This window comes from Stenotrophomonas sp. YAU14D1_LEIMI4_1 (assembly GCF_003086815.1).
GTDB lineage: Bacteria > Pseudomonadota > Gammaproteobacteria > Xanthomonadales > Xanthomonadaceae > Stenotrophomonas.
Map to the genome: position 1 here is coordinate 1,247,987 of NZ_CP025997.1, position 13,237 is coordinate 1,261,223.

A 13,237-nucleotide genomic window follows, 5' to 3' on the forward strand; every position below is an offset into this window, starting at 1 on the left:
GGATCAGCTCGATGCGCTGCGGATCGCGTCCGGCAGCGGGGCGCTCTTGCCGGTCTGGGTGTCCATCCACACCACCACCACGTTGCCGTCCGAATACAGCTTCGATTCGTCCTGCTGGTCCACGATGCGGTGGCCGATGGTCACGCTGCTGTTGCCCAGGCGCTCCACGAACAGTTCCACCAGAATGTCGTTGGGCCACACGATCGGCAGGCGGTAGTTCACGTTGGTGGCGGCCACCACCGGTGCGATGCGGTCGGTCATCGACACGCCATCCACGCCCAGCATCCAGCGCACGCGCGCTTCTTCCAGGTAGGAAATGTACTTGGCGTTGTTCACATGGCCCATGCTGTCCATGTCACGCCAGCGCACGCTGATCGGAATACGGGCCAGGATCTTGTGTTCGCTGCTCATCAGGCGTCCTTCTTCTTCTTGCTGGCAGTGGCGGTCTTGCTGGCCTTGCCGCTGCTCTTGGCGGCGGCGGCCTTCTTCGCCGGCGGTTCGGGCTTCACCTTGCGCGGCGGGCGCGCATCGGGCTTGTTGGCCACGGCCGCCGGTTGCTGCGGCCGCGCACGGGTGGACGGCAGCATGCGTTCCAGGAAGTGGCCGGTGTAGGACTGCGGGCAGGCCGCCACGTCTTCCGGCGTGCCGGTCACCAGGATGGTGCCGCCGCGGTGGCCACCTTCCGGGCCCAGATCCACGATCCAGTCGGCGGTCTTGATCACGTCCAGGTTGTGTTCGATCACCACCACCGTGTTGCCCTCGTCGCGCAACTTGTGCAGCACGCCCAGCAGCGCTTCGATATCGTGGAAGTGCAGGCCGGTGGTCGGCTCGTCCAGGATGTACAGGGTGCGCCCGGTATCGCGGCGCGACAGTTCCTTGGACAGCTTCACGCGCTGCGCTTCACCGCCGGACAGCGTGGTCGCGCTCTGGCCCAGCTTGATGTAGCTCAGGCCCACGTCCACCAGCGTTTCCAGCTTGCGCGCGATCGACGGCACCGGCTCGAACAGCTTCAAGGCATCTTCGACGGTCATTTCCAGCACGTCGTTGATGTTGTAGCCCTTGTAGACGATCTCCAGCGTTTCGCGGTTGTAGCGCTTGCCGTGGCAGACATCGCAGGGCACGTACACGTCCGGGAGGAAGTGCATTTCCACCTTGATCAGGCCATCACCCTGGCACGCCTCGCAGCGACCGCCGCGCACGTTGAAGCTGAAACGGCCCGGCGAATAGCCGCGCGCGCGTGCTTCGGGCACCTGGGCGAACAGTTCGCGCAGGGGGGTGAACAGACCGGTGTAGGTGGCCGGGTTCGAACGCGGGGTGCGGCCGATCGGCGACTGGTCGATGTCCACCACCTTGTCGAACAGGTCCAGGCCTTCGATTTCCTTGTACGGTGCCACGGCATGCGAGGCGCCGTTGATCTCGTTGGCGGCCAGCGAGAACAGGGTGTCGTTGATCAGGGTCGACTTGCCCGAGCCGGACACACCGGTCACGCAGGTCAGCAGGCCAGCCGGAATGGACAGGTCCACGCCCTTCAGGTTGTTGCCGCTGGCACCGCGCAGGTGCAGGGTGGTCTTCGGGTTGGGCGCGTGGCGGCGTGTCGGAATCTCGATCGCGCGCTTGCCCGACAGGTACTGGCCGGTCAGCGAACGCGGTGCGTCCAGGATGTCCTGCAGGGTGCCCTGGCCGACGATCTCGCCGCCATGCACGCCCGCACCCGGGCCGATATCCAGCACGTAGTCGGCCAGGCGGATGGCATCTTCATCGTGCTCGACCACGATCACCGTATTGCCCAGGTCGCGCAGGCGGGTGAGGGTGCCCAGCAGGCGTTCGTTATCGCGCTGGTGCAGGCCGATGGACGGTTCATCCAGCACGTACATCACGCCCACCAGCCCTGCGCCGATCTGGCTGGCCAGGCGGATGCGCTGTGCTTCGCCGCCGGACAGGGTGTCGGCCTTGCGTTCCAGGGTCAGGTAATCCAGGCCCACGTCGACCAGGAAGCCCAGGCGCTCGCCGATCTCCTTGACGATCTTGGCCGCGATCTCGCCGCGCCAGCCCGGCAGGCTCAGTTCGCTGAAGAACTTCAGCGCCTCATCGATCGGCAGCACCACCAGTTCCGGCAGCGGGCGGTCGGCCACGAACACGTTGCGCGCGGCCTTGTTCAGGCGCGCACCGTTGCACTCGGGGCAGGCGTGTTCGCTGATGTACTTGCCCAGCTCTTCCTGCACCGCCGCCGATTCGGTTTCCTTGTAGCGGCGTTCCAGGTTGGGAATGATGCCCTCGAAGCGGTGCTTGCGCTGGGTGCGGCCACCGGCTTCGGTGAAGTAGGTGAAGGTGATGGCCTCATCGCCGCTGCCGAACAGCACGGCCTGCTGCACCTTGGCCGGCAGCGAGTTCCAGGCCGCATCCACGTCGAACTTGTAGTGCTTGGCCAGCGAAGCGATCAGCTGGAAGTAGTACGCATTGCGGCGGTCCCAGCCGCGCACGGCGCCGGCGGCCAGCGACAGTTCCGGGTGCACCACCACGCGCGCCGGGTCGAAGAATTCGGCCATGCCCAGGCCATCGCAGCCGGGGCAGGCGCCCATCGGGGCGTTGAACGAGAACAGGCGCGGTTCCAGCTCGGGCAGCGAGTAGTCGCAGACCGGGCAGGAATACTTGGACGAGAACAGGGTGGGGGTGGCGTCGGCGGCGTCCAGCGACTGCACCGAGGCCATGCCATCGCCCAGCTTCAGCGCGGTTTCGAAGCTTTCGGCCAGGCGCTGCTTGATGTCCTCGCGCGGGCGGAAACGGTCGATCACCGCTTCGATGGTGTGCTTCTGGCGCAGCGCCAGCGGCGGTACCGCGTCGATTTCATACAGTTCGCCGTCCACCCGCACGCGCACGAAGCCCTGCGCGCGCAGCTGGTCGAACACCTGCGCATGCTCGCCCTTGCGGTCGCGGATGACCGGGGCAAGCAGCATGTAGCGCTGTTCCGGGTCCAGGGTCAGCACCTGGTCCACCATCTGGCTGACCGTCTGCGCTTCCAACGGATAGCCGTGGTCGGGGCAGCGCGGGGTGCCCACCCGCGCGTACAGCAGGCGCAGGTAGTCGTAGATTTCGGTGATCGTGCCGACCGTCGAACGCGGGTTGTGCGAGGTCGACTTCTGCTCGATGGAAATGGCCGGGGACAGACCTTCGATATGGTCCAGGTCCGGCTTTTCCATCACGCTCAGGAACTGCCGGGCGTAGGCCGACAGCGATTCCACGTAGCGGCGCTGGCCTTCGGCATAGATCGTATCGAACGCCAGCGAGGACTTGCCCGAGCCGGACAGGCCGGTGATCACGATCAGCTTGTCGCGGGGCAGGTCGAGGTCGAGGTTCTTCAGGTTGTGCGTCCGCGCACCGCGGATGCGGATGAAATCCATCGCCATGGGGGATCCGGTTGTGGGGGCAGGTCGAATGCGGCGGCAATCAATCAGCCTACCGAGGTGACCAGATGGGGGCAATGGGCGACAATGCCACCCCCGCGTCTCACCCCGTGAGACCGCCTGACAGGCAGGGGTCAGATCCCTTTTCACCATGTGAAAAGGGATCTGACCCCGTTCCGGCCGCCCCCGCAGGCCCCGCCCAGGGGTTGACTTGACCGGCGCCCATTGATCTGCGTACAATCCCGCTCCTGTCCGCCCTCGATGGCGGCAGTCCATAGACCACAATAACTACAGAGGAAGTCTGGTCATGTACGCAGTACTGGTCACCGGCGGTAAGCAATACCGCGTGGCGCAGGGCGAAAAGCTCCGCGTCGAAAAGCTCGAAGTCGAAGTCGGCAGCGAGATCAAGTTTGACAACATCCTGCTGCTGGGCGACAGCGACGGTATCAAGATCGGCGACGCCCTGAGCGGCGCTTCGGTCACCGCCAAGGTCGTGTCCCAGGGTCGTGCTGACAAGGTCCGGATCATCAAGTTCCGTCGCCGCAAGCACCACATGAAGCGCCAGGGTCACCGTCAGTACTACACCGAAATCGAGATCACCGGCATCGCCGGCTAAGCATCAGGAGAAGCAGTCATGGCACATAAAAAGGGCGTAGGCTCCTCGCGCAACGGTCGCGACTCCAACCCGAAGTACCTCGGCGTCAAGATCTTTGGCGGCCAGGCCATTGAAGCCGGCAACATCATCGTGCGTCAGCGCGGCACCCAGTTCCATCCGGGTACCGGCGTTGGCCTGGGCCGTGACCACACCCTGTTCGCCCTGACGGACGGCAAGGTGGAGTTCTCGGTGAAGGGCCCGAAGAAGCGTCGCACCGTCAGCGTCGTCTCGGTCGAAGCCTGATCAGGCTGTATCCGCCGGCCATGCCCTGGCATGGCCGCGCCGGATGAAGAGCACGCTGCATGAAGAGCCCCGCTTCGGCGGGGCTTTTCGTTGGATTCAGTGGTAAAACGGGCACGGCCCGATTGCCAGGTGGCACCTGGCACGACATTCAAGGCGGCGGCACGCAGGCCGCGCCCATCGCAGGCATCGAAACAATGAAACTGGTAGACGAAGCAGAAATCGAAGTGTTCGCCGGCAACGGCGGCAACGGCTGCATTGGCTTCCGTCGCGAGAAGTTCATTCCGCTCGGCGGCCCGGACGGCGGCGACGGCGGTGCCGGCGGCAGCGTGTACATCCGCGCCGACGAAAACCTGAACACCCTGGTCGACTTCCGCCATGACCGCATCTTCAAGGCGCAGCGTGGCGAGAACGGCATGGGCCGCCAGGCCTACGGCAAGGGCGGCGAAGACCTGACCATCACCGTGCCGGTCGGCACCGTGATCATCAACGTGGCCACCGATGAAATCATCGGCGACCTGACCCAGCACGGCGACCGCCTGCTGGTGGCCAAGGGCGGCCGCGGCGGCCTGGGCAACATGCACTTCAAGAGCTCGACCAACCGCTCGCCGCGCCAGGCGCTGCCGGGCGAGCCGGGCGAAGAGCGCACCCTGAAGCTGGAGCTGAAGCTGCTGGCCGACGTGGGCCTGCTGGGCTTCCCCAATGCTGGCAAGAGCACCCTGATCCGTGCCGTTTCGGCGGCAACGCCGAAGGTGGCCGATTACCCGTTCACCACGCTGTACCCGAACCTGGGTGTGGTGAAGGTGGAAAACTACCGCAGCTTCGTGATCGCCGACATTCCCGGCCTGATCGAGGGCGCGGCTGACGGTGCCGGCCTGGGCGCGCAGTTCCTGCGACACCTGCAGCGCACCCGCCTGCTGCTGCACCTGGTGGATATTTCGCCGATGGAAGGTGGCGTGGAAGGCATTTCCCCGGTCGAGCAGGTGCGTGCCATCGAGCGCGAACTGGAAAAGCACGACCCGGAGCTGCTGCAGAAGCCGCGCTGGCTGGTGCTGAACAAGGCCGACCTGATGTTCGAAGACGAGGCGAAGGCCGCGGCCGAGCAGATCGTGGCCGAGCTGGGCTGGAAGGAGCCGTGGTTCCTGGTGTCCGCGCTGGGTCGCGAAGGCACCTTCCCGATCATGAGCCGCATCATGGCGTTCTTCGATCGGCAGAAGGAAGACGAACTGGAAGCCGCCCGCAACGCGTAACAGCGCTGTGGGGGTTCTACGCGAAAAACCCGGCTACGGCCGGGTTTTTTGTTGGCCTGTGCGACGGGGAGGTTGGGTCAACGCGTTCCAGCTGGGTCAACTGGCTCCGGCTGGGTAGAGTCGACTGTTAGTCGACTGCTGTTCGCGGCATCTGTAAAGCCCGCGCTGCGCGCGTTAGTCGACTAACAGTCGACTCTACCCCGCCGGTTCGACCCAGTCGGTTCGATCCCGCCGGTTCGACCCAGCCGGTTCGACCCGGCCGAATCACGGGCAACAAAAAACCCGGCCGGGGCCGGGCTTTTGTCTGCTGCCCCACCCCGAAGGGCAGGGCGGCAACGCCGGATCAGGCGGCCTTGAGGGCCTTGATGCGGTCGTTCAGGCGGCTCTTATGACGAGCAGCCTTGTTCTTGTGGATCAGGCCACGCGCGCTGAAGCGATCCAGGATCGGCTGGGCAACGGCGAAGGCGGCTTCGGCGCCGGCGGCATCGTTGGCGTCCAGCGCCTTGATCACTTTCTTGACAGCGGTGCGCAGCATCGAGCGCTGAGCCACGTTGCGCGCGTTGCGCACGACGGTCTGCTTGGCGCGCTTCTTGGCGGACTTGATATTGGCCACGGTGGTGGTTTCCTGAAAAAATCGGTGTTATGGGAACAGCAAGCTAGCTAGTATGATGGCGTAAGAAATGCACGTCAAGTCGATTGTCAAGAGGGACGCTGAGTGAGTTCACCCAAGTTGTTGCGGGGCCTGCTGTCATTCAGCAGCATGACCATGGTCTCGCGCGTTCTCGGACTTGTCCGGGACTTCGTGGTGACCACCACGTTCGGCACCAACGCCATCACTGATGCTTTCTGGGTCGCCTTCAGGATACCCAATTTCCTGCGCCGGCTGTTCGCCGAAGGCTCCTTCGCCACCGCTTTCGTGCCGGTGTTCACGGAAGTGAAGGAAACCCGCAGCCACGCCGAGCTGCGTGAACTGATGGCGCGCACCGCCGGCACCCTGGGTGGGGTGCTGATGCTGGTCACCGCGCTGGCGCTGATCTTCGCGCCGCAGCTGGCCTCGGTCTTCTCCAGCGGCGTGGACACCGACCCGGTCAAGCAGGGCCTGCTGGTCGACCTGTTCCGCCTGACCTTCCCCTTCCTGCTGTTCGTCTCGCTCACCGCCTTGGCCGGTGGCGCGCTGAACAGCTTCCAGCGCTTCGCCATGCCGGCGCTGACCCCGGTCATCCTCAACCTGTGCATGATCGCCGGCGCGCTGTGGCTGGCGCCGCGGCTGGGCGGCACCCCGGAAAAGCAGATCCTGGCGCTGGGCTGGGCGGTGCTGGCCGCCGGCATCCTGCAGCTGCTGTTCCAGCTGCCGTCGCTGAAGGGCATCAACCTGCTGACCCTGCCGCGCTGGGGCTGGAGCCACCCGGGCGTGCGCAAGGTGATGACCCTGATGGTGCCGACCCTGTTCGGTTCGTCGGTGGCGCAGATCAACCTGCTGCTGGACACGGTGATCGCGGCCAAGCTGACCGATGGCTCGCAGTCCTGGCTGTCGCTGGCCGATCGCTTCCTGGAACTGCCGCTGGGCGTGTTCGGCGTGGCCCTGGGCACGGTCATCCTGCCCGCCCTGGCACGCCACCACGTCAGCACCGACCGCGAAGGCTTCTCGCGCTCGCTGGACTGGGGCCTGCGCATGACCCTGCTGATCTCGGTGCCGGCCATGCTGGGCCTGCTGTTCCTGGCCGAACCGCTGATCGCCACCATCTTCCAGCACGGCCAGTTCAGCGCGTTCGACACCCGCATGACCGCGCTGTCGGTGTACGGCCTGAGCTTCGGCCTGCCGGCGTTCGCCCTGCTGAAGGTGGTGTTGCCGGCCTTCTACGCCCGCCAGGACACCAAGACCCCGGTGCGCGCCGGCGTGGCCGCGCTGGTGGCCAACATGGTGTTCAACTTCGCCCTGCTGGCCGTGCTGTACCAGGTGATGGTGCCCGACGAGCTGAAGGCGCAGGGGGTGATGGCCGCCATCGGCAAGCAACCGGGCCTGCACCTGGCGCTGGGCATTGCCAGCGCGCTGTCCAGCTACCTGAACCTGGGCCTGCTCTGGTACTGGCTAGGCAAGACCGATGTCTACCAGCGCCGACCGGGCTGGGGCGGCTACCTGACCCGCCTGCTGCTGGCCTGCGTGGCCATGGTGGCCGTGCTGCTGGCCCTGCTGCACTGGCTGCCGGCCTTCGGCAACATGGGGGTCTGGCAGCGGATCGGCGCGCTGGGCCTGCTGGTCGGCGGCGGTGGCGCTACCTACGCGGTGGCCATGGTGGCCATGGGCTTCCGCCCGCGCGACCTGCGCGGCCATTGATCGCCGCCCATGGCGGCTATACTTCAGGGTTACACCATTGAAGCGACGGCCCCGGGTGGGCCGGAACGAGAGTTGATGAGCAGGCTGTTCAGAAGCGTCGAGGGCGGGGAGCTGTTCCCCAACGGAAGCGTGGTCTGTATCGGCGCATTCGACGGCCTCCATCTGGGCCATCGTGCGCTGGTCCGCCACGCCGTCGCCCGCGCGCGCGCCGTGGGCGTACCCGCCGTGGCCGTGGCCTTCGAGCCGCTGCCGCGTGAATTCTTCGCACAGGGCACGCCGCCGCCGCGGCTGACCCTGGCCCGCAGCAAGGTCGAGATGCTGCAGGACCTGGGCGTGGATGCCGTGGGCCTGCTGCGCTTCGATGCGGCCATGGCGGCCATGCCGGCCGAAACCTTCGTGCGCCAGCTGCTGGCCCACCGGCTGGGCGCGCGCGAAGTGTGGATCGGCCCGGAGTTCTGTTTCGGCAACCGCCGTCGTGGCGATCTGGCCCTGCTGCAGGCCATGGGCAGCGAGCTGGGCTTCAGCGCCGGCGAGATCGAAGCGGTGGACCTGCACGGCGAACGCATTTCCAGCACGCGCATCCGCCAGTTGCTGCAGGCCGGCGATTTCACCCGTGCCGGCGATCTGCTGGGCCGCCCGTATTCGATCAGCGGGCGAGTGGTGCGTGGGCGCCAGCTCGGCCGCACCCTGGGCTTCCCCACCGCCAATCTGCGCTTCCCGAAGACCCCGGCGCTGTCGGGCATCTACGCCACCTGGGTGCACGGGGTGTTCGACCAGCCGTGGCCGTCGGTGTCCAGCTTCGGCACCCGCCCCACTGTGGAAGGCGTGGAGCCGCTGCTGGAAGCCCATCTGTTCGATTTCCAGGGCGACCTGTACGGTCGTCACATCGACGTGGAATTCGTCGCCAAGCTGCGCGACGAAGAGAAATTCAACGATCTGGCGGCACTGACCGACCAGATGCACCGCGACGCCGAACAGGCGCGCGCCCTTCTTTCCGAACATAGATTGCGAGCCACTGCGTGAGCCAGGACTACAAGACCACCCTGAACCTGCCAGCCACCGAATTCCCGATGCGCGGCGACCTGCCCAAGCGCGAGCCGGGCATTCTGGCGCGGTGGGAAGAGCAGGGGCTCTACCAGCAGCTGCGCGACAACGCCGCCGGCCGCCCGCTGTTCGTGCTGCATGACGGCCCGCCGTACGCCAACGGCCGCATCCACCTGGGCCACGCGGTCAACAAGATCCTGAAGGACATCATCGTCAAGTCGCGCTACCTGGCCGGCTTCGATGCGCCCTACGTGCCGGGCTGGGATTGCCACGGCCTGCCGATCGAAATCGCGGTGGAAAAGAAGTGGGGCAAGGTCGGCACCAAGCTCGACGCCGTTGCCTTCCGGCAGAAGTGCCGTGAATTCGCCGAAGAGCAGATCAACATCCAGCGCGCCGATTTCAAGCGCCTGGGCGTGACCGGCGACTGGGACAACCCGTACAAGACCCTCAGCTTCGATTTCGAAGCCAACGAGATCCGCGCGCTGGCCAAGGTCGTGGCCAACGGCCACCTGGTGCGCGGCGCCAAGCCGGTCTACTGGTGCTTCGACTGCGGTTCGGCGCTGGCCGAAGCGGAAATCGAATACCAGGAAAAGGAATCGCCGGCGATCGACGTGGCCTACGCCGCGCGCGATGCGCAGGCCGTGGCCCAGGCCTTTGGCGTGAGCGTGCCGGCCGACGTGGAAGTGGCGGTGCCGATCTGGACCACCACGCCGTGGACGCTGCCGGCCTCGCTGGCCGTTTCGCTGGGCGCAGAGATCCGCTACGTGCTGGCCGAAGGCCCGGCGCACAACGGCAAGCGCCGTTGGCTGGTGCTGGCCGCCGCCCTGGCCGAGCGCGCACTGCAGCGCTATGGCGTGGAAAACGTGGTGCTGCACGGTGAAACCACCGGTGCCGCGCTGGAAAACCAGCTGCTGGTGCACCCGTTCTACCCGCAGCGCGAAATCCTGGTGCTGAACGGCGAACACGTGTCCGACGAAGACGGTACTGGCGCGGTGCACACCGCCCCCGGCCACGGCCAGGAAGACTACGTGGTCAGCCAGAAGTACGGCCTGCTGGACAAGTACAACGCCGGCCAGATCACCCCGGTCGATGGCCGTGGCGTGTACCTGGAATCGACCCCGCCGGCCGGTGACGTGGTGCTGGCCGGCCAGCATCTCTGGAAGGCGCAGGAGGCCATCGTCGGCGTGCTGCGCGACAACGGCGCGCTGCTGGCCTTCCACCCGATCCGCCACAGCTACCCGCACTGCTGGCGCCACAAGACGCCGGTGGTGTTCCGCGCCACCCCGCAGTGGTTCATTTCGATGGACAAGGCCAACCTGCGTAACGATGCGCTGGCCGCCATCGACACCGTGGGCTGGTTCCCGAGTTGGGGCAAGGCGCGCATCCAGAGCATGGTCGACGGTCGCCCGGACTGGACCATCTCGCGCCAGCGCACCTGGGGCGTGCCCATCGCGCTGTTCACCCACCGCCAGACCGGCGAGATCCACCCGCGCACGGTGGAACTGATGCAGCAGGTGGCCGACCGCGTGGAAGCCGAAGGCATCGACGTGTGGTATTCGCTGGATGCCGGCGAACTGCTGGGCGCCGAAGCGGCCGACTACGAGAAGGTCACCGACATCCTCGATGTCTGGTTCGATTCGGGCGTCACCCATGAAGGCGTGCTTGCCGCGCGTGGCTTCGGCAAGCCGGCCGACCTGTACCTGGAAGGTTCCGACCAGCACCGCGGCTGGTTCCAGTCCTCGCTGCTGACCGGCGTGGCCATCGACCAGCGTGCGCCGTACAAGCAGTGCCTCACCCACGGTTTCACCGTGGACGAGCACGGCCGCAAGATGTCCAAGTCGCTGGGCAACGGCATCGAGCCGCAGGACATCATGAACAAGCTGGGCGCGGACATCCTGCGCCTGTGGATCGCCTCGGCCGACTACAGCAACGAAATGTCGCTGTCGCAGGAGATCCTCAAGCGCAACGCCGATGCCTACCGTCGCCTGCGCAACACCGCGCGCTTCCTGCTGGGCAACCTGGACGGTTTCGATCCGGCCCAGCACCTGCGTCCGCTGAACGAGATGGTGGCGCTGGACCGCTGGATCGTGCACCGCGCCTGGGAACTGCAGGAAAAGATCAAGGCCGCGTTCGACAACTACAACATGGCCGAGATCGTCCAGCTGCTGCTGAACTTCTGCAGCGTGGACCTGGGTTCGCTATACCTGGACGTGACCAAGGACCGCCTGTACACCATGCCGGCCGATTCGCACGGCCGTCGTTCGGCGCAGAGCGCCATGTACCACATCGCCGAAGCGTTCACCCGCTGGATCGCGCCCATCCTCACCTTCACCGCCGACGAGCTGTGGGGCTACCTGCCGGGCGACCGTGCCGGCCACGTGCTGTTCACCACCTGGTACGACGGCCTGGCGCCGCTGCCGGCCGATGCCCAGCTCAACGCCGCCGATTTCGACCAGCTGCTGGCCGTGCGCGAGCAGGTGGCCAAGGTGCTGGAGCCGATGCGTGCCAACGGCGCGATCGGTGCCGCGCTGGAAGCGGAAATCACCATTGCCGCCAACGAAGAACAGGCGGCGAAGTGGCAGCCGCTGGCCGATGAACTGCGCTTCCTGTTCATCAGTGGCGATGTGCAGGTGCGCCCGGCGACCACCGACGAAGTGTTCGTCAGTGCCCAGCCCACCCAGAAGGCCAAGTGCGTGCGCTGCTGGCACCACCGCGCCGACGTGGGCAGCAACGCCGACCACCCGGAACTGTGTGGCCGCTGCGTGAGCAACGTCACCGGTGCCGGTGAACTGCGGAGCTGGTTCTGATGGCCGCCGCACGCCCGCACCCCAACGCCCTGGTCTGGCTGCTGCTGTCGGCCGCCATCATCGGCCTGGACCAGTGGTCCAAGGCCTGGGTGCTGTCCAGCCTGCCCGAGTTCCAGCCGGTGGTGGTCATCGACGGCTTCTGGAACTGGTACCGCACCTACAACACCGGGGCGGCCTTCAGCTTCCTGAGCGACGCCGGCGGTTGGCAGAAGCACTTCTTCACCCTGCTGGCCATTGCCATCAGCGCGCTGATGGCCTGGTGGCTGCGCGGCACCGCCCGCGGCAACTGGAAGGCCGCCGTACCGTACGCGCTGATCATCGGCGGTGCCATCGGCAACGTGATCGACCGCCAGGTGCATGGCCACGTGGTCGATTTCATCCAGTGGTACGTGGGCAGCTACACCTGGCCGGCCTTCAACATCGCCGATTCGGCCATCGTGGTCGGTGCCATCGGCATTGCCCTGTTTGGCCTGTTCGACGGCAAGTCCGCCAAAAAGGCGGATAATGCCACCCCGAAACCGTAAGCCGGCCGCTGCCGGGAGACTGAACTGATGGATGTGCTGCTCGCCAACCCGCGTGGTTTCTGTGCCGGTGTCGATCGTGCGATCGAGATCGTCAAGCGCGCGATCGAAACGCTGGGCGCGCCCATCTACGTTCGCCATGAAGTGGTGCACAACCGCTTCGTGGTCGATGACCTGAAGCAGCGCGGCGCGATCTTCGTCGAGGAACTGGACGAAGTGCCGGACAACAACACGGTCATCTTCAGCGCGCACGGCGTATCCCAGGCCGTGCGCCAGGAAGCCGAGCGCCGTGGCCTGAAGGTGTTCGATGCCACCTGCCCGCTGGTCACCAAGGTGCATTTCGAAGTGGCCCGCCACTGCCGCGCCGGCCGTGACGTGGTGCTGATCGGCCATGCCGGCCACCCGGAAGTGGAAGGCACGATGGGCCAGTGGAACCGCGAAGCGGGCACCGGCCAGATCTACCTGGTGGAAGATGTGGAGCAGGTGGCGACGCTGCAGATCAGCCAGCCGCAGAACTTCGCCTACACCACCCAGACCACGCTGTCGGTGGATGACACGCGCGGCATCATCGAGGCCCTGCGTGAGCGTTTCCCGGAAATGCAGGGCCCGAAGAACGACGACATCTGCTACGCCACGCAGAACCGCCAGGACGCCGTGCGCGATCTGGCCAAGCGCTGCGACCTGGTGCTGGTGGTCGGTTCGCCGAACAGCTCCAATTCCAACCGCCTGAGTGAACTGGCGCGCCGTGAAGGCGTGGAGTCGTACCTGATCGACGGTGCGCACGAGATCGACCCGCGCTGGGTGGAAGGCAAGCAGCACATCGGCGTGACCGCCGGCGCATCGGCACCGCAGGTGCTGGTGGATGGCGTGCTGGCCCGCCTGGCCGAGCTGGGCGCCACCGGTGTGGGCGAACTGAATGGCGAACCGGAATCGATGGTGTTCGCGCTGCCGAAGGAACTGCGGCTGCGGTTGGTTGACTGACCT

The 13,237-nt window shown here is 66.1% G+C and carries 11 protein-coding genes; 8 read left to right on the forward strand and 3 right to left on the reverse strand.

The features are described 5' to 3' along the window. Nucleotides 1–3: 3 nt before the first annotated feature. Complete coding sequence (locus tag C1932_RS05810; protein WP_108748941.1) at nt 4–411, reverse strand: thioesterase family protein; 408 nt, start codon at nt 409–411, stop codon at nt 4–6. Beyond that, nucleotides 411–3,404: an excinuclease ABC subunit UvrA gene (uvrA, locus tag C1932_RS05815; RefSeq protein WP_108748942.1), complete on the reverse strand. Its 2,994-nt coding sequence runs from the start codon at nt 3,402–3,404 to the stop codon at nt 411–413. The genes C1932_RS05810 and uvrA overlap by 1 nt, the downstream gene beginning before the upstream one ends. 304 nt (nt 3,405–3,708) lie before the next feature. Here uvrA and rplU point away from each other — a divergent pair, with 304 nt between their 5' ends. The 3 genes from rplU to cgtA all read left to right on the forward strand — a co-directional run bounded on the left by rplU (nt 3,709) and on the right by cgtA (nt 5,546). After that, complete coding sequence (gene rplU, locus C1932_RS05820; protein WP_108748943.1) at nt 3,709–4,017, forward strand: 50S ribosomal protein L21; 309 nt, start codon at nt 3,709–3,711, stop codon at nt 4,015–4,017. An 18-nt stretch (nt 4,018–4,035) separates the two neighbouring features. Further along, nucleotides 4,036–4,299, forward strand: coding sequence for a 50S ribosomal protein L27 (gene rpmA, locus C1932_RS05825; protein WP_049467623.1), 264 nt, complete (start codon nt 4,036–4,038; stop codon nt 4,297–4,299). A gap of 194 nt (nt 4,300–4,493) precedes the next feature. Beyond that, entirely contained in the window at nt 4,494–5,546 is a 1,053-nt protein-coding gene (cgtA, locus tag C1932_RS05830) for an Obg family GTPase CgtA (protein WP_108751495.1), read from the forward strand. 343 nt (nt 5,547–5,889) lie between these two features. Here the strand turns inward: cgtA and rpsT are convergent, their stop codons facing one another. Continuing rightward, nucleotides 5,890–6,159, reverse strand: a complete 270-nt coding sequence (gene rpsT / locus C1932_RS05835) for a 30S ribosomal protein S20 (RefSeq protein ID WP_005408560.1) — start codon at nt 6,157–6,159, stop codon at nt 5,890–5,892. Nucleotides 6,160–6,276: 117 nt separating this feature from the next. Here rpsT and murJ point away from each other — a divergent pair, with 117 nt between their 5' ends. From murJ to ispH, 5 genes are all read left to right on the forward strand, one after another. After that, on the forward strand, nt 6,277–7,881 hold the full coding sequence (murJ, locus tag C1932_RS05840) for a murein biosynthesis integral membrane protein MurJ (protein ID WP_108752488.1): 1,605 nt from the start codon (nt 6,277–6,279) through the stop codon (nt 7,879–7,881). 75 nt (nt 7,882–7,956) lie between these two features. Continuing rightward, nucleotides 7,957–8,904: a bifunctional riboflavin kinase/FAD synthetase gene (locus C1932_RS05845; RefSeq protein ID WP_108752489.1), complete on the forward strand. Its 948-nt coding sequence runs from the start codon at nt 7,957–7,959 to the stop codon at nt 8,902–8,904. Continuing rightward, the gene (gene ileS, locus C1932_RS05850; protein WP_108761510.1) at nt 8,901–11,732 is read left to right on the forward strand and encodes an isoleucine--tRNA ligase; all 2,832 of its coding nucleotides are present in this window, start codon (nt 8,901–8,903) and stop codon (nt 11,730–11,732) included. The genes C1932_RS05845 and ileS overlap by 4 nt, the downstream gene beginning before the upstream one ends. Further along, nucleotides 11,732–12,256 carry a signal peptidase II gene (gene lspA / locus C1932_RS05855; RefSeq protein ID WP_108761511.1) on the forward strand — a complete coding sequence of 175 codons (525 nt, stop codon included), beginning with the start codon at nt 11,732–11,734 and terminating at the stop codon, nt 12,254–12,256. The genes ileS and lspA overlap by 1 nt, the downstream gene beginning before the upstream one ends. 27 nt (nt 12,257–12,283) lie before the next feature. After that, nucleotides 12,284–13,234 carry a 4-hydroxy-3-methylbut-2-enyl diphosphate reductase gene (ispH, locus tag C1932_RS05860; protein WP_108761512.1) on the forward strand — a complete coding sequence of 317 codons (951 nt, stop codon included), beginning with the start codon at nt 12,284–12,286 and terminating at the stop codon, nt 13,232–13,234. Nucleotides 13,235–13,237: the final 3 nt, after the last annotated feature.

Coding starts and splice junctions, on each gene's coding strand:
- C1932_RS05810 (WP_108748941.1), bottom strand. CDS start 411: ATGAGCAGCGAACACAAGATCCTGGCCCGTATTCCGATCAGCGTGCGC.
- uvrA (WP_108748942.1), bottom strand. CDS start 3,404: ATGGCGATGGATTTCATCCGCATCCGCGGTGCGCGGACGCACAACCTG.
- rplU (WP_108748943.1), top strand. CDS start 3,709: ATGTACGCAGTACTGGTCACCGGCGGTAAGCAATACCGCGTGGCGCAG.
- rpmA (WP_049467623.1), top strand. CDS start 4,036: ATGGCACATAAAAAGGGCGTAGGCTCCTCGCGCAACGGTCGCGACTCC.
- cgtA (WP_108751495.1), top strand. CDS start 4,494: ATGAAACTGGTAGACGAAGCAGAAATCGAAGTGTTCGCCGGCAACGGC.
- C1932_RS05845 (WP_108752489.1), top strand. CDS start 7,957: ATGAGCAGGCTGTTCAGAAGCGTCGAGGGCGGGGAGCTGTTCCCCAAC.
- lspA (WP_108761511.1), top strand. CDS start 11,732: ATGGCCGCCGCACGCCCGCACCCCAACGCCCTGGTCTGGCTGCTGCTG.
- ispH (WP_108761512.1), top strand. CDS start 12,284: ATGGATGTGCTGCTCGCCAACCCGCGTGGTTTCTGTGCCGGTGTCGAT.